The organism is Methanococcoides sp., from assembly GCF_030594565.1.
In the GTDB taxonomy this organism is placed as follows: domain Archaea; phylum Halobacteriota; class Methanosarcinia; order Methanosarcinales; family Methanosarcinaceae; genus Methanococcoides; species Methanococcoides seepicolus.
Map to the genome: position 1 here is coordinate 1 of NZ_JAUVEY010000018.1, position 22,209 is coordinate 22,209.

Sequence of the window (22,209 nt, forward strand, 5' to 3'; positions counted from 1 at the left end):
GGTGTCATGATGACGATCCGTGGTAAGCCACCTATACCAGGCAGCCCATACGAGATCCTCGCAGCAAAGTCCGAGACAAGGCTCATCAAGAACGCAGCAGCAATGGCTGGCAGACCTGGTATGGCTGTTTAGGGACCTGAGACTTCCCTGTCCGCTCAGGGAAATATCGCTTCCGACTGTGTCGGCGGCCAGGTAACAAGTGACAGCCACGAAGTATCACAGCTCAACGAGCTTAAGATCGACCTCGATGCAATCGCAGTTATCGCACACTACAAGGGTAACAGCGACATCATCATGGATGAACAGATGCCTATCTTCGGCGGATACGCTGGTGGTATTGAAGAAACAACAATTGTAGACGTTGCAAGTAGCATTAACTCCATGGTAATGAGCAGTGCAAGCTGGCACCTTGATGGTCCTGTTCACATCAGATGGGGATCCACCAACACCAGAGAAACCCTCCAGATCGCAGGATGGGCATGTGCAACTATCAGTGAGTTCACAGACCTTATGACAGGTAACCAGTACTATCCATGTGCAGGTCCATGTACCGAAATGTGCCTCCTCGAAGCAGCAGCACAGTCCGTAACTGACACAGCATCCGGCCGTGAGATCCTCTCAGGTGTCGCAGCAGCAAAGGGTGTCATCACTGACAAGACAACCGGTATGGAAGCAAGAATGATGGGAGAAGTCGCACGTGCAACAGCAGGTATGGACATCGACTCCGTGAACGCTGTTGTTAACAACATCGTCAGCTCCTACGAAGGCAACTACGCAAATGCTCCTGAGGGTAAGAGATTCCAGGACTGTTACGACGTTGCAACCGTTACACCAACTGACGAGTATGTCAAAGTCTACGAGGGTGCAAGAAGGAAACTCGAAGACTTCGGTCTTACATTCTAACCCTGAAATTCGCAATGACGTTTTTACCAGCGAGAGATCGCTGGTTTTTTTTTATAACGCCATTTGTCATTATTTAAATAGACAAATAAACATCAAAATAAAAAGTCAAACAAGATGCTAAGGGGGCATTCAAAATGGATATGTGGACTTTAATAAACGGGGTAATTTACCTCATATGTTTTGCCTTGATCGGCTGGATGTTGTTGGACGCAAGCAAAGTATCCAACAAGTAATGCTACAGGAGGAGAACAAATGTCAGAAAATTCAAATGGAGTCGAACTGGTAAAGACACTGCGTCCATATCATGTATGGGCACTTGGTGTCGGTATCGTGTTGGTCGGCGAATACATGGGTTGGAACTTCACAGTTGCAAAAGGTGGTATACTCGGTTCACTCTTTGCACTACTGGTTGCAGGTACTATGTATGTAATGGTTTCACTGTGTGCCAGTGAACTAGGTTCATCCACGAAACTTGCCGGTGGACCGTACGACTGGGCAAGATTATTCGTAGGACCCGGTGCGGCGGCCATTGTAGGTCTTGCTGTTTATATGGAATATATTGCCCTGGAAGCTGCTGATGCTATTGTTGTAGCATCGATAGCACAATCGATCTTCCCGGATATACAAACATTTCCGGTAACTTTGCTTGTTATCGCGGCCTTGACATTTATGAACTATCGTGGAGTTGTAGCAGCACTTAATCTTAACTTTGCGCTCACATTCACAGCTTTGATAGCAATTATAGCATTCTTCTTTATGAATATTGGTGGAATTGGCGGAACATGGCATCCGGAATACCTTATTTCAGGAGCTATACCTAACGGATTTATCGGAGTTTTCGCCGCATTGCAGTTTGGACCATGGTTCTACCTTGGTATCGAAGGAGCAGCAATGTGTGCTGAGGAATGTAAACACCCAACAAGAGCTATTCCTCTTGGACAGCAGGCAGGTATGATCACCCTTCTCCTCGGAGCAGGTATGACACTCTACGTCTGTGCAGGTCTTATTCCAACCGCAGAACTCGGTGTTTCAGTATATCCACTCTTTGAAGCAGCAAACCAGAGCGGTGTTAAATTCCTGGTTGCATTCCTTGCAGTAGGTACACTATTCACCTGTCTTGCAAGTGCCAACGGTACTGTCTGTGATTCATCAAGGTCATGGTTTGCCCTGTCAAGAGATCATTTCCTGACCAACTGGTTCGCTGCAGTACACACAAAATACAGCACGCCATACAGGGCAGTCATTTTCACAATGCCAATTGCTGTTGCCTTTGCATACAGTGGTTACCTGGACCAGATCATTACTTTCTCCATCACATCAGGACTGGTATGCTACGTGATGATCCCATTCTCCCTGATACGCTTCAGGAAGATGTTCCCGGAACACAGCAAGAAGGTTCGCCCGTTTGTCGGACCTCTGCAACCTTATCTGGCATATTTCACAATATTCCTGGCGATCGTGATCATGTCTACACTTAACTGGGGATACAGTTACAACCTGATCTTCGGACTTTTGTTCTACGTGATAGCCTACTTCTACTTCTCATGGAGATACAGGAGCATAGACGCAAAACACGACTGGGGAGAGGACCTTGGATGGCCTGAACCTGCACATAAGAGGTGAACAGGAGGAATATATCATGGCAGATGAAGCACTATATAACAACAAGCTGAAACAGGATGCAGGAGTAATTATTCTGCTCCTAGGATTGCTGTATTTCTCTGAGACGTTCATCGTCTATAGGATAGTCTCCGTAATATGGAGATCAGGAGAAGTACCCGAGATCACTACAGTACTCCCATTGTACATTATTTTCATAGTACTCTTGCTTGGGATAGAAACGATCGGATGTATCAGAGTGTACAAGTCCATCAAGGAACACATGTACGACTTTAAGTATTACGACTGAAGGGGAGAAAGACATGGCAAGCGAAATGAAGACAGAAAGAAGCATGTTCATGACGATATTCGATATCCTGTTCATATTCATACTGGCAGGTATCTGTATCGTAGTCCCGGTAATCATTCAGGGAACGGTCCTTGTGGGCTGGGAAGGGACAGGAACCATGCAATTCGTCTGGGATCCAGTACAGTATTTTGGATTGCTGGCAGTAATTCTTGTATTCTTCTTTGTGGTACTCTACCACTCGGTCAAGAATTACAGGTTCTGAACATGTGAGAAGTGTTGCCAGCATTTTGCTGGCAACTTATATATTTTCAAATATCGTATAAAATAATGAAGTAATGGGTGATCTTATGAGTGAACAAGTAATCAACCGACTTAAAGACCCGGAAAACATCACAGAAACAGAACAGAAACATGTACCTGTTATCGAAGCTGATGAAGTGATGACCGCAAAAGGTTCATTCGAAGTTACTGTAAAAGTGGGGGAATTACCACACGTTATGCAGGATGAACACTATATAGAATGGATCGAACTCTCGCTCGGGGATATAAAGATCGGCAGGGTAGAACTATCACCTTCCGATGAGAAAGCTGAAGCAACATTTACTGTTGAACCAACAGAAGAAATTGTGGGTATCCATGCCTATCAGGTATGCAACATTCGTGGTGTAAATGTTTGTGGAAAATGTGGCAGCAAATCTGTTGTAATGAAGTTAGATGCGCTGGCAAGCTGCAACGTTCATGGGTTGTGGGAGTCAAAGAAGGAAGTCACGATCATGTCAAGTCATGAGGGTGAAGGAAAATCATGTGTCTGGCATAAATGATCGTTTAAAGTGTTGATGTATGGGGGTACGTCATAACTACTAAAACCGGAGTTGATACTCCGGATCATTTTCTTTTTTGTAATGAATTTACAATTTACAATCTGTTCAACTGGTGGTAGTATGAAAGAAAAGAGCATCCTGATAGTCGAAGATGAAATGATAGTCGCCATGATGATCAAGTTGAAACTTCTTGAAATGGGATATAAAGTAGCAGGACATGCAGTATCAGGGGAGCAAGCATTATTGATGATCAATGAAAATATTCCTGATCTTATTATAATGGATATTTTTATCAAAGGAAACCTTGATGGTATCGAGACAGCATTAGAGATAGAAGATAGATGCTCAGTCCCAATCATTTTCTTAACAGGGGACTCATCCAATGAAACAACTACAAGAGCATCATTTGCAAACCCTGTAGGTTATTTACAGAAACCTTTTATGGATGAAGAATTAGAATATGTAATCGAATCTGCCATGCACAAGCATATGGCCCAGACAAGAGAAGTTTCCATTCCAAATTGATCAGAACATCATTGTTTTAGTACTAGTATGACATTGTTTTAGTACTATTATAACATTTTTTTACATAAAAAGGTTCAAATTCTCCATAGGATATGGAACATGAAACTTGATCACGAACAGGGAAGATACATCATATTAGGAAGTATAGATGGGATACTGGCAGTTCTTGGTGTTGTCATAGGAACATCCCATGTTGTGGAAGATCCATCGATCATTATCAATGCTGCTCTTGGTGGTGCCGTTGCCCTTGCATTGACTAACGGTATCGGCTCATACCTTGCTGAAAGTGCGGTAGAGTACGGCAATCTTGCAGAACTGGAAAAACCCCTTCTACGAAGTCTTGAATCCACAACCCTAGAACGTGATACAAAGAAAAAGATATGGAATGATTCCATTACACACGGCGGATCAAGCCTTATTGGCTCCCTTATACCAATAATGCCCTTCGTACTATTTGATACGCTGTCACTTGAGATAGCGATCATACTCAGCATATCTGTTCTTGCAATACTTGGAGTATATTCAGGTAAGCTCGCTAAACAAAGTCTCATAAAACATGCCGTGAGAATGGTAGGACTGGGAATACTGATCGTCCTGGCTGTGACTTCATTAGGTCTTCAATGACAGAACGATGGAAATCGTATCAGTGACAATGGCTTAAATGATCAAAGACATAATATCAAAAGGTGAAAGAACATGGAAGAGATCGCTTATAAGAACATTCTTGTTCCCATTGATGAAAAGCAGCTTTCAAAAAGGGTCATCGATCACGCACTACATGTCGCGGATAAAGAATCAGGCAAGTTGATCATTGTCTATGTGGAAAGGAAAAAAACTTTGCAATGCATCTTTCCAAAAGAACTGGCTGAAAAGATGATGGTGATCGTAAAGGAGAATATCGAAGCCAACATGAACTATGCTCTTGAAAATGCAGACAAAACAGGAGTAGAGGTTGAAAAGATCATAATTGATAATGATGATATTGCAAAGGACCTTATCAGAATAGCCGAAGAAAAGAATGTGAACCTGACAATAATGGGTTCCGAATCTTTGAGGTCCGAACCCCTTGGAAGTATTACCCGATGGCTTATCGCAGCAAATATCGGACCTGTTCTGGTCATCACTGACGAAGACTGATACACGCATTTTAAATCTAATGGGAAGCTATAGGGGTGAACATTATGCTATCCACCCTATTGCTTTTCCTGTTAAGCCTTGTCCTGATCACCAAAGGTGCGGACTGGTTCATTGAAGCCGCTGTGGCCATCTCCGCCAAAAGCGGCCTTCCAAAGATCATAATCGGAGCCACCATAGTCAGTTTTGCTACGACAGCACCTGAATTTACCGTTTCTGCAATGGCCGCATACCTTGGTCATACCGACCTGACGATCGGGAATGCGGTCGGATCTGCCATCTGCAATATAGGCCTTGCACTTGGAGTGGTAATAGCAGTAAAGGCAATACCTGTGGATGGGCACTCTTTCCTTCATAAAGGTGCTATCATGCTGATAGCAGCGCTCACACTTATAGCACTGACATTGGATAAGACATTAAGTTCTTTCGATGGCATTATCCTACTGACCATATTCGTTGGTTTTCTCTACTATAACTATCGTCTGCAATCCGCAATATTCGATGGGAATGATAAAAAAAGGGAAAAACTGTCTTTAGGCGAAATGCGGTCAGATATCTTCTACTTTTTACTTGGAGCAACACTTGTAGTCATCGGAAGCCGCATACTTGTGGACACAGGCACCGAGATAGCACGCTGGTTTGGTATTCCTGAGATGATAATAGGATTAACTCTTGTAGCACTTGGAACATCTCTCCCTGAGCTTATAACCGCAATTTCTGCAACCCTTAAAGGGCACCAGGACCTTTCCATCGGAAACATCCTCGGTGCAAACACAATGGATATTGCACTCATACTTGGATTCTCCTCACAGATAAGAGATATTCCGATCCTTGACCAATCCCTTATGTATGACTTTCCATTCATGATAGTTATCATGCTCTTGCTTATTATTTTCGGGATCACGAAAAAACGGCTTGACAGATGGGAAGGTGTAGTTATCATGCTGGTCTATTTCGGTTATATTGCAGGTCTTTTCCTGCTCTACAACTAAATATATTTTTGATCAATTCATACAGAAAAGAACTATAATAAATCACATCTTATACGTAACCATTCATTCTAACGAACTATCAAGTCATTGAAAGAAGGATAAAAATATGACCTCAACCCGCTTCATAATCACTGTTATCGGTATCGACAAAATAGGCATTGTTGCCAGCATTACAAAAGTTATGGCAGATTTTAATGTGAATATCGTTGATATCAGCCAGACCATAATGGAAGACCTGTTCACAATGATCATGCTGGCAGGTGTGGATTCCGAGAACTTTGACCTTGCAGCATTCCAAAAAGCAATGGTTGGAAAAGGGGAAGAGCTTGGTGTTGAAGTGCGTGTACAGCATGAAGACGCCTTCCGCTTTATGCACAGGATATAAAACAGGTGATCAAGATGCTTATTCATCCAGAAGAGATACTTGAGACCATCCACATGATCAAAGCTGAGAACTTTGATATAAGGACAGTTACCATGGGAATTAATCTTCGTGATTGCTGTCATAGTGACATCGATGTCCTCAATAAAAATATCTACAACAAGATAACTGGTTATGCAAAGGAACTTGTGAGAACCACAGAGGAAGTTCAGAACCTTTACGGCATCCCCATAACCAACAAACGAATTGCTGTCACCCCCATTGCCATCGTTGCTAAAAGTTGTGACACTGAGGATTATGTTTCCATAGCAAAGACCCTTGACAGAGCTGCTGAAGATGTAGGTATCGATTTCATAGGAGGTTTCAGTGCCCTTGTACATAAAGGGATAACTCCTGGTGATCTGAAGCTTATCAATTCGATCCCGCAAGCTCTTGCCAGTACTAAAAAAGTATGTTCATCCATCAATGTCGCAACTACAAAGGCAGGGATAAACATGGACGCTGTGGCAATGATGGGACATATAGTCAAAAAGACAGCTGAAGCAACCAAAGATGATGATGGTATCGGATGTGCAAAACTTGTTATCTTTGCAAACGCACCGGAAGATAATCCTTTCATGGCAGGTGCATTTCATGGCATAGGAGAACCGGATTGTGTCATTAATGTCGGAGTCAGTGGTCCAGGTGTCGTAAATTCAACTGTACGCGAACTGAAAGACCCGGACCTTGGTGAGATCTCAGAAGCCATCAAGAAAACCGCTTTTAAGATAACAAGGATGGGAGAGATGGTAGGAAGAGAAGTTTCCCGACGGCTCAATGTCGATTTTGGAGTTCTCGACCTTTCCCTTGCACCTACCCCGGAAATAGGTGATAGTGTTGCGGCCATCCTTGAAGCCATGGGACTCGAGGCCTGCGGAACACATGGAACAACTGCGGCTCTTGCTCTGCTTAACGATGCTGTGAAAAAAGGTGGTTCAATGGCCTCATCCTATGTGGGCGGTTTAAGTGGTGCTTTTATTCCGGTCAGCGAAGATGCAGGAATGATACGTGCGGTCGAATTGGGTGCATTAAGCCTTGAGAAGCTGGAAGCTATGACCAGCGTCTGTTCCGTGGGACTGGATATGATAGCAATTCCGGGAGACACATCTGCAGCGACCATTTCAGCCATCATTGCAGATGAAATGGCTATCGGAATGATAAACAAGAAAACAACTGCTGTACGCCTTATACCTGCTCCGGGCAAAAAGGTAGGCGATAGCGTGGAATACGGAGGATTACTTGGAAGAGCACCGGTCATGAAAGTCTCTGAATTCAGTTCAGAAAAGTTTATAGCACGCGGTGGAAGGATACCTGCCCCCATTCAGGCACTAACGAATTGAAATTTGAAACCGGCATATATTTTAGACACTTCCAGAAGTAGAAACGTTATCAGAACATGAAAAGATGATGCGTTCTACAATATCCCCTTTTTTCTCCCCTTTCTTTATTTTTATCCGAACGTCTAAATAACGTTCATATAACTTTTTTCGCTCATGATACAGATCTTTTAGCCCCTTGTCCTTAAAACCAACAAGTCCTCTTTTGGAAGGAGAGATACGCCTGGCGATCTGACTAAAAGACACATCCAGATAAACTATCGTGGAAATTTCCTTTAGATGTTTCATCGCTTTTTCCGAGTAGACTATGCTACCGCCGGTTGCAATAACATAGTTATCCAATGCATGAAGTCCAATAACGATCTGTTCTTCAAGTTCAATGAACTCATCGTCACCGTAAGCATCTATGAATGTTTGCAGGTCCGTACCGATCTTTCCTCGTATTAGATCGTCAATATCTATGAACTTGTGATCAAGTTTTTTTGCAAGCTGTTTTCCAATCGTGGATTTGCCTGCTCCAGACATGCCAATAAGTGTAATGTTCATGCTATTTCCTGATTCTTTCTATCCTCATTTGTCAACCTGGAATAAATAGTATAGTATGAAATAATCCGAAATAAAGGTGTTAGACGGAAGGAATGGAATAAATATAACTATAAAATTATACACACTCGCAAATAATTAAGTATGTAGGACAAATATATAAGCAATGAATGACCCATAATTATGAGGGAGGGATAAAATGGGTAGATCAAAGAAATATCTGCATACAAATTCAGCTTCAACCGATGAAGAGATGCAGAAAACACCGGTCGGTCATGCATTAAGAATGACTGCCGATTTTAGTGTGAAAACTCCTAAAGGTACATTACAGGGGAAAGCCGGAGATTACATCATAAAAGATAGGTCCGGAAAGGTATCTGTAGTTGAAAAGAATACTTTCAATAAAAATATGAGATCCTCCACTAACGATATCTGGGCTCCAATGAGAAATTAATGTCCAATGCAGACATTCGTTCATACTTCATTCTCACTACTGCAACTGTCCTACTTTATGAACAAGCTCTTTTAAGGAGCATTAAAAGTTATCATATACAGATACAAAGACGTATCTATCTTCCATTATATTATCAGCTATTATGGACAATGACAGGTTCTTGATCTATTCATCCGCTTTAGTCATAATGGGACTTTCAAATGCTGTCATACCCGTACTGCCAGAGCTTTCTGCCACTGGACAGATCTACGGCATAAATTCCTCAAGTTTGGTATATTCTTCGTTCTTCCTCGGAGCATTAAGCACCATGCTTCCATTTGGAATATTAAGTGATAGAACTGATAATCTGAAATTGGTTAGTCTTGGTCTCTTGCTATCATTTATATCAGGGCTGTGGATGATCTTTACGGATAACTTCATGATATTCGTATCAGCACGCTTCATTGAAGGGGCTGCATGTGGTGCATTCTTCCCTGCAGCATATTCAAGGCTGGCAGTCTATACAAAAAGAGCACGTTATATGGGGGAATTCAACTTTCTCATCAATGCCGGACTAGCTTCCGGTGTTGCAGTTACCGGTTATTTGGTCCACACTAATATCAAGAACGGGATAATTCTTTTTTCTATTTTGACATTCTTAACAATTATTTTTGCAATATACCTTTTTATGGTCCCTTCAAGGACCATGGGAAAAATAGAACTTCAAAAGAAAGTAAGTAAAAGAGAACACTCAAAGTCACATATTTTCACCTCAAAGGATACCCGCGGAATATGGATCATCTCGTTCATACTTGCAGGATCAAGCGGCGTTCTTATATCCCTTTATCCCGAATATGGGATCGATACACTCTCAAAGACAGAACTGGGCATATCGATCTCGCTACTCTATGTATCTACAATGATCTCATCCCTTCTGGCATCTTATATGGATACCGGCCATGCAAAGCTCATTAAAAGAGGCATACTGATGGCAACCGTTGGCATAGTAGTTACAATTTATAGCCCGATGTTAGGTTTTTTCATCATTGGCACTGGCTCTGGTCTGATGCTTGTAGGACTTCCAATTGCTATCGCTTCCATGAAGGTAGAAAAGGGTATTGCAATGGGTGTCTATAATACCTGTATCTATGCAGGACTTGCACTGATGCCATTGATGGCTGGAGCACTTGCAAAGAGTATAGAGATAAAGACGATTTTTTTCATGACAGCTATTCTTTTCGGCCTAACGATCTTTCTAAGCAAGGATTGACATTATCTTAATATGCAATTATATCTAGTAACATATTTATTTAAGTAATAACAATTTAAAGATGAAATCTCCTTAGGCCAGTATTAAAGAGGGGGAAACAAAGGGATGAAAATCGTATCAGAAATACCTTTACTTTTTAGGAGTCTACCATATGAGTGAATTGCTTCCAAAGATACTTGTTGTCGATGATGAACCATGGAACCTTGAGCTAATGGAAGCATACCTTTCAAGTGATTATGAACTTACAATGGCTACTAATGGTGTTGAAGCCCTTGAAAAAGTAAAGGATTTTGAGCCTGACGTGATCCTTCTCGATGTCCTAATGCCGAAAATGGACGGCTACCGAACCTGTGAGATCCTCAAGAAAGATGACAGCACGAAATTCATCCCTGTAGTTCTTGTTACAGCATTATCTGAAAAAGAAGACAAGATAAAAGGTATTGAATCAGGAGCCGATGAGTTCCTTTCCAAACCTGTTGATATGCTGGAACTGAAGACAAGGGTACATTCTTTGTTGAAGCTGAAACAACAACAGGATATGGTACGCAAAGAAAGGGATACTGCCCAGAAATATCTCGATGTTGCAGGTGTCATGATACTAATAATCGACAAGGATCAGAATATTGTCGAGATCAACAAAAAGGGGAAAACGATACTCGAATGTTCCGATGAGGAACTGATCGGTATAAACTATTTTGATAATTTTATCCCTGTGGAAGACAGAGAGTTCATAAAAAAACGCTTTAACGACTTTCAAGGTGAGGTGGAAACAGAAGAATGTTCTGTGTTCGAAATGAGCATTATTGCAAAGTCAGGGCAGAAGAAAGTGCTTTCATGGAATGCTATCAAACTGAAGGATAAGGACGGGAACAAAGCGGAAATTCTCTGTTCAGGAGAGGATATAACCGCTCGTAAGATCGTGGAAGAGGAGCTTAAAAAAGCTAATGAACACCTTAATCTGCTTACCAGGATCTCACCAATTGCAACAATTGTACTTGACAGCGAACAAAACATCGTTACGGCTAATGAGAAAGCTACAAAACTTCTTGGGTATGCCAATGATGAGATTATCGATAATTCGATATCCACAATAACTTGCAATAATGAATTGTTCGAATTTGCTGATCAGGATAACCTTATTGTAGGACTATCTAAAAAAGATGGGAACTGTATCGATCTTAACATAGCAACCTCTGTCATAATGGAGAACGAGAATAAGAAAGGACTTGTTGTCACACTTCAGGATATTTCCGAACTAAGCGGACTTTTGATTGCTCCTTCTATCGAAGAGAATAGAGAAATAAAAGATACTCCAAAACTTGAAGCAAGTTGTACCTAATACAGGATAGTGGCGATCTGAATACTTCTTATGAAATATTCGTCACCATGGTCAAGCAAGGAAGACCTGGACTTTGCATAACAAGAGAAAATCCTGCAAAGATAAGGAGCAAGTACAATATTACAAAAACGCCCATTGTCTGGCTTACGAAGGCCAAAGGATCAGAATGTCCTTCGGTAGATCCTGCAGAATTGTTCAAACTTCATCCTACAATAGATAATTTTATCAAAAAGGTAGATGACGGCATTGTACTGATAGATAGCCTTGAGTATCTCATACTTGAAAATGATCTCAGGTCAGTTATTAAGTTCATGGAACAGACCAATGACTCGATAATGGCATCTGATTCCAGATTGATCCTTCAGATCGATCCTTTAATTTTCGATACAAAGGACCACCATCTTTTGAAGAGGTGGATGAGATCGCTTACAGAGGAAGACAATTATAATGTGTGAGTGAAGAGAGATGGAAATTAAGTTATCATACGTTATCGATCTGCAACGGATTATGATAAATATGAGTAGTCATAGCTTGGCATGGAAAAATGCTGTTGTGGCTTTCACAGACAATGATATTTGGTTCCCTTCAGGTGCCGGTTGGAACATGATCCCTTACAAATCGATCGAAACTGTGGACCGTGAACTATCTCCTTCCGTAAGAAATAATGTACGAGCAGATACAGGATATAGTGCAGAGATAGCTATCGATTATAAGAAGAATTTAATCTTTGGTTCTTCCCATATCAACTATTCAATGATATTTGCAGGGAATCCTGAAGATATAGAATATATAAGAACTCATTTGCTTGAAAGGATCGGTTTCAGAGCAAATACGGATTTTGACGGATTGAAGGAAGAAGAAACAAGACTTTTAAGTCTTCTTACAAGAGAAACAAAGGACATCAATAGGTATATTTCACTTGTTTCAACTGATGGGGAAGTTCTCGAGCGTGCTTTTGATACACTGAAGATACGAAAACTTGTTGATGAAAATGCACAAATAACACAACAGGGCCATTATTACCTTGAAAATATCAAAGAAGAAAATCCATTCGATAATGCTCTGCCATTGCCATCTTTGTTCTCATCAAGTGAAATTCCCAACACATTCACACCAAAGAGCAATATTGTGAGATATACTAAAAAATATGAATATTCATCAGTATCAGGGACTGTTTTTCTTGAAGATCTCTGGTATTTTGTCCTATCCCCTGAGATCAGGAACATCAGCATAAATAAGATCGATATTTTCGATATGGAACTCCATTTGCAGAATCTATCAGGTGCAACCATATTGATAGAATCAGAAGATAATAGAGTTCTTCTGGCACTATCAAAAATATTGAATATGAAAGAAAATCTGCATACAAGAGTATTGAATTGCCTTTTCGTAGGTATTAAGGAAGAAAAGGATATAGTCAATCTTCTGTACATTGAACCTCATGAACTTGAGATGTCAATGAAACAAATGCTCGAAAGTAAAGTGATAAACGCTGAAAATATCCTTACTGAAAAAGGGATTGAAACAATAAAACATATCCTTAAGATCAAAAATTTATCCAGACAGGAACAAAATGTTTTATGATAATTGATCGCATTATAGTATAAATAAAATTTAATTATGTCAACGTTATTATAGAAAGTGGAGGAATTTTGTGAGATTTATTGATACTATTGAAGGGCTGAACGAGATATTCAGTACAGATATACCAAAAGGAAGTGTGGTTTTAATAACAGGTGCACCTGGAACTCTTAAATCCGGAATTACTTTTTCCATCCTTTCAAAATACCTGAATAATGTCGGAGAGTTCGGGACCTACATTACCCTTGAGCAAAGCAAAGATAACCACCTTGCGAACATGGAAAGTATGGGACTGGAACTTTCGGATAATCTATCAATATCTGATTTTAGCGATTATAGACTTCAATACGATGATTTTTCAGGCGATCTGCTAAACCTTATAGAGACAAATATCCTGCAATATAAGCAGAAGATGGGCGATAAGTTTACTTGTGTAGCATTGGACTCCCTTGGTGCCCTTTACTCGCTCCTCGATGTTGAACCTCAAAGGATGAGAAAAAGACTTTACCATCTTTTCGAACCACTCAGGCGTGAAAATCTGACAACGTTCGTGATACTTGAAACCACTGAATCCCTTGGAATGAATTATGCAGATAACTTTGAAAGTTATCTTGCAGACGGTATCATAGAACTGGGAATTCACATGAAGGACAATACAACGAACCGTTATATACAGGCTAGAAAAATGCGTGCTTCAGCACACAGCATGGATCCCTTCATCCTTACGGTCTCAAATGAAGGACTTAAGGTGTATAGAGGAAATATCTTCTGAAATTTCATCCTTTGGAATATCAGGTTTCAAATCGATCCTACGCACATAGATATTAGCTTAGCTTTTATAGAAGAATATACCAAATTTCCAGAGAGGGATGATTTATTGTGCTTGAGTAAATGACCATATTCTTAGTGCAATTTTCTGAACGAAAGAATTATCTTAAATCAATGAATAAACAAAATTGCTCACATCTAAGATCTATAGTGGCTTCCTTCGATCCAATCTGTTTACTTTTTAGATCTATATCCAGTACGTAAGTGCAACAGATGTGAGCAATCTATTTTATCCAGTTTGATTTTATTGCTTTGAACATCTTATTTATGCATGATTTATAATTTTTTTAGTTACATATTTTTAAAATTCTTAAAGAAATGAAATATAATTAATTATATAGTCTAAAAAAATATAATAGTGATCGTGAAGAACGTATCTACATTAAAACATAATTTAAAAATAAGAGCTATCTTTTTTCTATTTTGTCTTATAATAGTGCAACTTTCAACTCCTGTTGTGGCACTCACCCCAATAGATATCCAAAACATAGAAACCGATCATGGTGCAGTCATACTGATAGTAGATGGCCTCGGTGCAAGCTATATAGATCCGGAAAAGATCCCTTATGCACTTGATGGAAACCCTATGGAAAAGCCAAATATCCAAAATATTTCAGCACTTGCAAAAGATGGACTTCAAGCATTCAGTGTTCTTACACCCTCTACAGAAGGTGAAAATGGGCATTCGGTGATCGTCACAGGAAATCCCGGGGCCACCTCTGCAATGATATCACACAATGATGCCACCATCTATGATGTTGCCCGCGACAATGGATACCTCATGTTCGCAATACTGGAAAAGGGTGACACGACCGAACTTCTTGCAGAACAGGATGTTGCCATATATGATAGCACCACATCAATAAATGACCCGCAAATGAAAGTCGTGCTCAATGATAATTCCGGTCAGCGCGATACCGATATGATAATCGATGTTGAAAAGATATTCAAAGAATATGCCATTCTGGGCCCAACCTATGTACAGCAGTATAAGGAAGGGAAGATCGAGCGTTATAACGCTTACAACCTCTGGGGGATCGAAACAGCCCTTGAGGTCATTGAACTGATGGAGCAATATCCTGACCAGAAATACATACTGACAATAAATATCGGTGCCATTGATACTGCCGGACTTTATCGCAGAAATGAAGGGTATATCGAGTGCATCGAAGAACTCGACATTATGATCCAGCCTCTTATTGAAAGAGCGGAAGATAATGACCTTGCTTTCATCTTAACTTCAGATCACGGGATGGCATTCCAGTCAGTAAATGGACGTGGTGGCAGCAAGTCCGAAAAATATGCAACCTCACCGGAAGTGCTTCAGATACCTTTCATTGCAACATCATCCAATATCGAAAGAAAGCTCGTTGATGAACAGTTGGGTCAGGAAGATATTGCACCCACTATCCTTAGTATCCTTGACCTGCCGAACGAACTACGATTTTCAACCGGAGATTCGTTTGCCACTAAAAGGTATGTTAATTTCAAAATAATACTTACAGAAACCGGTAGTATTAGTATATCTTCGGACAAACGGACCATTCTGGAAACAGAAGGTGATAGCGAGTATATCTTCTACGGACTCGAAAAGGAAAAGGAATACATCATCAACGCTGAACTTTCCGGAAATAACAACCAGGCATATGAAAGAACCGTCTTTGCAGATTCTGATAAGATCATCCGATTCGATACAGATAAAAGGACGGATGAAAATACGGAGATCATGCCAAAAGGAATGCGAAAAACCCTTGGTTCGGCCCTCATCATAGGTATCAATCTAACAGGGCTTGCAATGATATTCAGGGTAGTTAAAAGTTAAAGCCTGCCATCACAAACTATTTTTAAGAGGCAAGCCCATTTGCAACGATGATCATTGGCGTACTCGGGCCTGCCGGATCCTACTCGGAAAAAGCAGCAAAAGGCTGGATAAGCAAAGAATCAAAGACGGAGGGAACTTCCCTTGTCTATTATGATGACATAAACGATACTTTTGCATCCGTCATCAATGGAGATTCGGACATAGGAATAATCCCGATAGAGAATTCCATAGAGGGGTCCGTTGGGATCACGCTCGATCTATTGCTTGAGAGCGACATGACCATTATAGGGGAGATAGTTGTACCCATTGAGCATTGCCTTCTCTCAAAGGGTGAGATGAAGGATATCAAAATAATAATGTCACATCCTCAGGCACTGGCCCAGTGCAGTAAGTTCATAAGAAAACATTTCAAAAAAGCAGAAATACGTACGACCGGAAGTACATCCCATGCTGCTAAACTTGCTAACGAGTTCTGTGAGATGGCAGCTATCGCATCAAAGGAATCCGCCAGAGAATATGGATTGAAGGTACTTGTTCCGAATATTCAGGACTGGGAGAAGAACCACACACGCTTTATTGTCATAAAACAAGGTAAGTGGCAGGAAGATGAGGCCTGCATACCTAAAAATGATACATGCAAGACATCCATTATTGCTGATATTGATGAGGACAGACCTGGTTCACTCTATGAGATCATAGGGGAATTCGCAAAAAGAGACATTAATCTGACCCGCATTGAATCAAGACCATCGAAACGTTCTTTGGGGGATTATCTGTTCTATATTGACATGGAAGGAAGTACAGGCGATGCAGTTATAAAAGATGCTTTATATTATATAAATTCGAAAGTATCTATGCTCAAAGTCCTTGGTTCCTACAATGGATACAAGCTGGATAACTAAAAAAGTGTTCATATAAGGTATGAATGTTCATTCAAGTTTGCTTTAGAGAGGATAGTGATCATGGATATTGATAATTTTGTAGAGAAACAGGAAGCTACGGTAAATAAATACCAGCGTATCTACAAGATCATCGATCTCACCATAATTACACTGACCTTGTTCACTATTTTAAAGATACTGAGTATAGACTTATTTCTACTTACATTAAGAACATTTGAACTTTATGCAGATTCTACCTACGGTCCTTCGGGGATGATCTCGGCTGGAGGACTTCTCCTTGCGGCTATTTCTATATTGTTTGCCATCATCCTGACCTTTGCTTTCCATTACAGGGACAGGAAAGTTGTGTTGATACCATTCATAGAGGAACGTTTCCCAGTACTTCAGGAAAAGCTCAGGACTGCCTTTGATAACAGAGATGTGCACAATATAATTTCAGACGACCTGATGGGAAATGTACTGGATGTGGCCTCTAAGATCGACAATTCAAAGCTTATTGAAAAGAAAAGGCTCAAGAGGAGCATGACTCTCCTGCTAGCAGTTCTTGTTATGTTCACTACCATCAACGTACTTGATTACAGGACAGGGGTTACACCCGAGGACATCAATAGCTTCATAGATGAGATACCGCTCATATCATCAGGAGAAAATGGAACATCTCCTGATGAACAGTTCCCACTTGAAGGAGAAGCAGGAGATACAGGGGGAAACAGTGAAGACCTTGTCGGAGAGACCGCTATCATCGTGGTCGAGGGGGAAGAGGTCGACCTCTCATTGCCACCGGGAGCAGGAACAGGTTTTACTGAAAGTGGAGATGAGGAATCACTTCCGCCTGAGTTTGAAAGCTCATCAGCATATGAGGTTGGAAGGATCTCATCACCTGCTTACTATGAGCAACTGCCGGAAGGGTATGAAAGTATCATAAAAGAATACTTTGAGCAGATGGCAAGTAACTAACCTCAGATTACCATTATGACAATAAATATATCAATGATTTTATTAATATATCATCATCATTAAATTAACATCGATACTCATCGATTCATCACATTAACAGATCAATTTACACCACCAACAAATTCGACCAATTGCAATATAAGGAGAACACCACATGAATTCCAATGATGCAAGATCAGGAGACCTTGAACAGACTTACAGAGGTGCTGGTGATGCATTTACAGCACTTTTCAATGAGATATCCAAGGTCATAGTAGGACAGAAGGATACGGTAGAACAGATAATCATTGCCATTCTTTCTAACGGACACGCACTGATAGAAAGTAACCCCGGTCTTGGAAAAACACTTACAATTTCTACTATCTCCAAGACAATGGACCTTGGGTTCAGTAGGGTTCAGTGTACTCCTGACCTTATGCCGGCAGATATCACAGGTACACACATCATTGAAGAGACGGGAGGAAAAAAAGAGTTCAAATTCGAGCCAGGACCCGTCTTTGCCAACATTGTCCTTGCCGATGAGATAAATCGTGCCTCCCCAAAAACACAATCTGCATTGCTTGAAGCCATGCAGGAAAAACAGGTCACGGTAGGTAATGATACATTCATCCTTGACAAACCGTTCTTTTTACTTGCAACCCAGAACCCGATCGAAATGGAAGGAACTTTCCCATTGCCGGAAGCACAGCTTGACAGGTTCCTTTTGAAGATCGTTCTGGACTATCCTTCATTTGAAGAAGAAAAAGAGATCGTCAGACGCTACACCAAATATGACGAACCGCATGTTGGTAAAGTGCTTGACAAGAATATGGTATTACAGCTCCAGCGTCTTACAAGGGACATGCCAATTGCAGATGATATAAAAGAAAGAGCGATCAGAGTAGTTATGGCGACCCGCACATGGAAGGAATTCATTGAGTTCGGAGCTTCTCCAAGGGCATCGATCGGACTTATTCTGGCAGCCAAGGCTCGTGCATTGGTACAAGGCAGGAACTTTGTAAGTGTTGAAGATATTAATGCAATGGCATATCCGGTATTAAGGCACAGGATCATCCTCACTTTCGAATCCGAAAGACGTGGAATATCACAGGATCATGTGATAAAGGAGATCCTTGCCAAAATTAGATGATAAGCATCTATATGTCTGAGAAGGAACAGCCCACGAACACCAATATGATGCTTGAACCATGAGTGACAGAAAACACCGTATAGATGTGGATTTCTTCCGCCAGCTTGACCGCTTTACTTTTCTGGTAAGGAAGCGGGTCTCCAGTGCTTATGCAGGGAGCAGACGCTCCCACAGGAAGGGACATGGGCTCGATACGATGGGATATACGGAATACCACCCCGGAGATGACCTCAAGTCCATTGACTGGAACGTTTATGCGAGGTCAGAGAAGCTCTATGTAAGGGAATTCGAAGAAGACAAATCAGTGACCACACACATACTTCTCGATTCAAGCAATAGTATGGACTATACCCTTGACACTGTCACAAAGTTCGAGTATGGTGCCATGCTTGCTGCCGGCTTTGCATACCTTGTTACAAAGGATAACGATAAATTTGGCATATCTACCTACTCTGAAGACATATCCATATCCCAGACACACAGGGGAAGACGTCATTTATTAAGAGATATCGATAGACTTGCAGATGTGGAGCTTAAAGGCCAGACTGCTCTTGACCACTGTGTCCAGCTATATGAAAAAATGATAAAGTCACGTTCACTCGTGATCATCATCTCTGATTTCATGGAAGACCTCAAATCCATTGAATCGGCAATCTACAGACTTTCAAACCATGACCTCATTCTCATACAGGTGCTTGACCCTTCCGAAAGCGATCTGTCAATGCATGGTCATGTCAAGCTGATGGACCTTGAGACCAATGATGAGATGAAGACATATCTTAGTAATAATTTCAAGGATAAGTACCAGGAAGAACTACAGGCACACATCGATGGCATACATAACATCTGTAACCATGTAGGTGCTGACCTGTATACATTCACAACTGATACTCCTATCTTCGAGGCGTTCTTCAATGCCATCAACAGGAGGCGCATGTAATGCCTTTTGCGAACATACTCGGGCTCGCTGCCCTGGCAAGCATAATCCCACTTATCATATTGTACCTGTTACGCCCAAAACCCCTGGAACTGAAGATACCTTCCCTTATGTTCCTGATGCGTGCGGAGAAGAAAAAGAAGAGATTTGCATCATTGAGGCGACTTATAAAGGACCCGATATTCCTTGCTCAACTGCTCATATTGATATTGATCTCCGTTGCTATAGCCGGACCGTTCTATACCGCTGAAGAGGAACTTAGCGGCGAACATACGATATTCGTCATTGATGCCTCTGCCAGTATGAACACTGAGGGCAGGTTCGATAGTGCCACTGATATTGCTAAGACCTATGTCAGTAAGAAGAACAGCATAATACTCGCAGAGAACATTCCGGTGAACGTACTGGAAGCCGGCGGATCTTCAGCTACTAAGAACGCCCTTGACAGCCTTACTCCGAAAGGTTCTGTTGCAGACCTCTCAAGTGCAATTACCAATGCCATGAGAACCCTTTCCAATGAGGGAGGGAGGATCGTGGTCATATCCGATTTCACTAACTGGCAGGGAGAAGACCCTGTATCGGCTATGAGACTTGCCGAATCCTATGGGTTGAAAGTAACCTTTGTAAGAGTAGGTTTACCAACTGACAATGTAGGTATAATACAAGGTTGGATCGATGTCGAGGAGACGGGCTACACTTACAATTGTGTTGTCAAGAACTACATGGAAACGACACAGAACGTCAAGATGATCATCGATACACCGGGAAGCCAGAACAAAAAGAGTGTGACGCTTGAGATCGGGCCATTTTCAACTAAACAGTTCAAGCTGACCGATCTTGGAACCGGTATTACGGAGATCAAGATAAACAAGGAAGACAAACTTGCAGTTGATAATGTCGTCTACATATCAATTCCAGCAAATGTGCAAAACGAACTGCTTCTTGTTACCGATGTTAAAAGGTCACCTTCGTCAACTGCCCTTTCACTGTTACCGAACATAAAGGCCACCCAATCCAATAATGTGCCTGCCGACCTTAGTGATTATAAGGTCATTGTTGTTGATACACAACAAAGGGCAATAACATCTGAAGAAGCTGCAAAGCTTAGCACTTTTATTAAGAACGGTGGGAATGTGCTTGTTATCGCCTCGCCTACACTTGACCCGAAGAATGCGAACATGGACCTTATGCAATTGCTTCCTGTAAAGATCATCACCACCTCAGAGAGCAGTAAAGGCGTGGCATTGAAGGTCGAACAGGATACGAGGCTCACAGATGAAGTGAAGTTCGAGGATATAGCCGTCTACACTTATCTGAATTCGACCATCAGGTCTGATGCAGTGTCCCTTGTTGATACCCCATCGAATGTACCGATGCTTGCATATTGGAATGTCGGTGACGGTACTGTCATGTACCTCGGATTAAGCGATATGCTCGGAGAGTATGCATGGAACAATTTCCACAACCTTCCGGAATATCCTGTGTTCTGGGCAAAGGTTATCGCATGGCTTGGAGGTACTGGTGATATTGGAGATTACAATGTCCAGACTGGTGCCGTTTCAGCATTGTCAAAGGAGCAGGAGGTTACAACCCCTTCAGGTTCTATAACCACGAGCAGATTGCTCTATGATGAAGTGGGTGTCTATGAGGTAGCTGGCAAAAGAATAGCTGTGAACCTTTACGATGATATGGAATCCGATACCACGATAGACTCCTCGAACGTTCTTGAAAGAGCAACATCGAATGAAGGCGGCGATATCATCCGGCAGACCACATATACTGCAAATAAATACGTTGATATCTACCTTATCATCATTGCAATGCTTCTGGTAGTCCTTGAGATCCTTATCATTAGAAACCGGGGTGAACTATGACCTTCACGTTCGAACAACCATTGATGTTTGCATTGATACTGCCTGTAATAGCAGGAGGACTTTTCCTTCTCAGGGAAGGAGCAAGAAGACCAATTATCATCTCACGCATGATCGTGCTTTCACTTCTGGTCATCGCACTTGCATCCCCCTCTGCCATTGTCAGTGATGTGACAAGTGACGAGAATCCGAACCTTGTGGTAATTTCCGATGAGACCGCCAGTATGAGCCTGTTCGAGGAAGGTGTAGGAATGAACGTCTATGAGTCGCTCACATCCAATACTCCGACAACATTCATCCGCCTGACCGGTGAGAGCACTTCCCTTGGAGATGCCATCGAGCAATATTCCACCGGAGACAACCAGATCGTGCTCGTCAGTGACGGTAACAGCAATTTCGGGAAAGACATCGACGAATCTCTCCAGTATGCAAAAGAGATGGGAACGACCGTTTATTCTGTTGCACCCGATCTTGAAAAGAACGATATAAGTGTCCAGATGCTTGGTGACAAGACCGTGGTCATCGGGAACGAGAACCAGTTCGATATACTGATAT

The 22,209-nt window shown here is 41.6% G+C and carries 23 protein-coding genes and 2 pseudogenes; 24 read left to right on the plus strand and 1 reads right to left on the minus strand.

Annotation, left to right across the window (positions count from 1 at the left end):
• From QAS77_RS02785 to QAS77_RS02835, 11 genes and pseudogenes are all read left to right on the plus strand, one after another.
• Window positions 1–903, plus strand: a pseudogene (locus tag QAS77_RS02785) (monomethylamine:corrinoid methyltransferase); the annotation flags it as partial.
• A 252-nt stretch (window positions 904–1,155) separates the two neighbouring features.
• The gene (locus tag QAS77_RS02790; RefSeq protein WP_305064073.1) at window positions 1,156–2,526 is read left to right on the plus strand and encodes an APC family permease; all 1,371 of its coding nucleotides are present in this window, start codon (window positions 1,156–1,158) and stop codon (window positions 2,524–2,526) included.
• Between the two features lie 16 nt (window positions 2,527–2,542).
• Window positions 2,543–2,812 carry a monomethylamine transporter gene (locus QAS77_RS02795; RefSeq protein WP_305064074.1) on the plus strand — a complete coding sequence of 90 codons (270 nt, stop codon included), beginning with the start codon at window positions 2,543–2,545 and terminating at the stop codon, window positions 2,810–2,812.
• Between the two features lie 13 nt (window positions 2,813–2,825).
• Window positions 2,826–3,074, plus strand: coding sequence for a hypothetical protein (locus QAS77_RS02800; protein ID WP_011498943.1), 249 nt, complete (start codon window positions 2,826–2,828; stop codon window positions 3,072–3,074).
• Window positions 3,075–3,159: 85 nt separating this feature from the next.
• Window positions 3,160–3,633: a class II SORL domain-containing protein gene (locus QAS77_RS02805; protein ID WP_250867312.1), complete on the plus strand. Its 474-nt coding sequence runs from the start codon at window positions 3,160–3,162 to the stop codon at window positions 3,631–3,633.
• A 120-nt stretch (window positions 3,634–3,753) separates the two neighbouring features.
• A complete protein-coding gene (locus tag QAS77_RS02810) occupies window positions 3,754–4,158 on the plus strand; it encodes a response regulator (protein WP_305064075.1) in 405 nt (134 codons plus the stop codon).
• A gap of 99 nt (window positions 4,159–4,257) precedes the next feature.
• Window positions 4,258–4,782, plus strand: a complete 525-nt coding sequence (locus QAS77_RS02815) for a VIT1/CCC1 transporter family protein (RefSeq protein ID WP_305064076.1) — start codon at window positions 4,258–4,260, stop codon at window positions 4,780–4,782.
• Between the two features lie 72 nt (window positions 4,783–4,854).
• Window positions 4,855–5,295: a universal stress protein gene (locus QAS77_RS02820; protein WP_305064077.1), complete on the plus strand. Its 441-nt coding sequence runs from the start codon at window positions 4,855–4,857 to the stop codon at window positions 5,293–5,295.
• A gap of 44 nt (window positions 5,296–5,339) precedes the next feature.
• Window positions 5,340–6,284, plus strand: a complete 945-nt coding sequence (locus QAS77_RS02825; protein ID WP_250867308.1) for a calcium/sodium antiporter — start codon at window positions 5,340–5,342, stop codon at window positions 6,282–6,284.
• Window positions 6,285–6,390: 106 nt separating this feature from the next.
• The gene (locus QAS77_RS02830; protein WP_250867307.1) at window positions 6,391–6,669 is read left to right on the plus strand and encodes an ACT domain-containing protein; all 279 of its coding nucleotides are present in this window, start codon (window positions 6,391–6,393) and stop codon (window positions 6,667–6,669) included.
• A gap of 14 nt (window positions 6,670–6,683) precedes the next feature.
• Window positions 6,684–8,045, plus strand: coding sequence for a PFL family protein (locus QAS77_RS02835; RefSeq protein WP_305064078.1), 1,362 nt, complete (start codon window positions 6,684–6,686; stop codon window positions 8,043–8,045).
• A 21-nt stretch (window positions 8,046–8,066) separates the two neighbouring features.
• Here the strand turns inward: QAS77_RS02835 and QAS77_RS02840 are convergent, their stop codons facing one another.
• Window positions 8,067–8,588 (minus strand): shikimate kinase, encoded by a 522-nt coding sequence (locus QAS77_RS02840; RefSeq protein WP_250867305.1) that lies wholly within the window; start codon window positions 8,586–8,588, stop codon window positions 8,067–8,069.
• 196 nt (window positions 8,589–8,784) lie between these two features.
• Here QAS77_RS02840 and QAS77_RS02845 point away from each other — a divergent pair, with 196 nt between their 5' ends.
• From QAS77_RS02845 to QAS77_RS02905, 13 genes and pseudogenes are all read left to right on the plus strand, one after another.
• Window positions 8,785–9,039 (plus strand): hypothetical protein, encoded by a 255-nt coding sequence (locus QAS77_RS02845; protein ID WP_305064079.1) that lies wholly within the window; start codon window positions 8,785–8,787, stop codon window positions 9,037–9,039.
• A gap of 142 nt (window positions 9,040–9,181) precedes the next feature.
• Entirely contained in the window at window positions 9,182–10,288 is a 1,107-nt protein-coding gene (locus tag QAS77_RS02850) for an MFS transporter (protein WP_305064080.1), read from the plus strand.
• Window positions 10,289–10,439: 151 nt separating this feature from the next.
• Window positions 10,440–11,627 carry a response regulator gene (locus tag QAS77_RS02855; RefSeq protein WP_305064081.1) on the plus strand — a complete coding sequence of 396 codons (1,188 nt, stop codon included), beginning with the start codon at window positions 10,440–10,442 and terminating at the stop codon, window positions 11,625–11,627.
• Window positions 11,618–12,082 carry a DUF835 domain-containing protein gene (locus QAS77_RS02860; protein WP_305064082.1) on the plus strand — a complete coding sequence of 155 codons (465 nt, stop codon included), beginning with the start codon at window positions 11,618–11,620 and terminating at the stop codon, window positions 12,080–12,082. Before QAS77_RS02855 ends, QAS77_RS02860 begins: the two co-directional genes overlap by 10 nt.
• A 76-nt stretch (window positions 12,083–12,158) precedes the next feature.
• Window positions 12,159–13,211, plus strand: coding sequence for a hypothetical protein (locus QAS77_RS02865; RefSeq protein ID WP_305064083.1), 1,053 nt, complete (start codon window positions 12,159–12,161; stop codon window positions 13,209–13,211).
• Window positions 13,212–13,281: 70 nt separating this feature from the next.
• Entirely contained in the window at window positions 13,282–13,980 is a 699-nt protein-coding gene (locus QAS77_RS02870) for an RAD55 family ATPase (RefSeq protein ID WP_305064084.1), read from the plus strand.
• Between the two features lie 492 nt (window positions 13,981–14,472).
• Window positions 14,473–15,858 (plus strand): sulfatase-like hydrolase/transferase, encoded by a 1,386-nt coding sequence (locus QAS77_RS02875; RefSeq protein ID WP_305064085.1) that lies wholly within the window; start codon window positions 14,473–14,475, stop codon window positions 15,856–15,858.
• A gap of 47 nt (window positions 15,859–15,905) precedes the next feature.
• Window positions 15,906–16,760, plus strand: coding sequence for a prephenate dehydratase (gene pheA / locus QAS77_RS02880; protein ID WP_305064086.1), 855 nt, complete (start codon window positions 15,906–15,908; stop codon window positions 16,758–16,760).
• Between the two features lie 60 nt (window positions 16,761–16,820).
• Window positions 16,821–17,717: a DUF7502 family protein gene (locus QAS77_RS02885; RefSeq protein WP_305064087.1), complete on the plus strand. Its 897-nt coding sequence runs from the start codon at window positions 16,821–16,823 to the stop codon at window positions 17,715–17,717.
• 154 nt (window positions 17,718–17,871) lie between these two features.
• Window positions 17,872–18,846, plus strand: a complete 975-nt coding sequence (locus QAS77_RS02890; RefSeq protein ID WP_305064088.1) for an AAA family ATPase — start codon at window positions 17,872–17,874, stop codon at window positions 18,844–18,846.
• 58 nt (window positions 18,847–18,904) lie between these two features.
• Entirely contained in the window at window positions 18,905–19,786 is an 882-nt protein-coding gene (locus QAS77_RS02895; protein WP_305064089.1) for a DUF58 domain-containing protein, read from the plus strand.
• Entirely contained in the window at window positions 19,786–21,657 is a 1,872-nt protein-coding gene (locus QAS77_RS02900; protein WP_305064090.1) for a DUF7408 domain-containing protein, read from the plus strand. Before QAS77_RS02895 ends, QAS77_RS02900 begins: the two co-directional genes overlap by 1 nt.
• Window positions 21,654–22,209, plus strand: a pseudogene (locus tag QAS77_RS02905) (hypothetical protein); the annotation flags it as partial. The gene QAS77_RS02900 and the pseudogene QAS77_RS02905, both read left to right, overlap by 4 nt.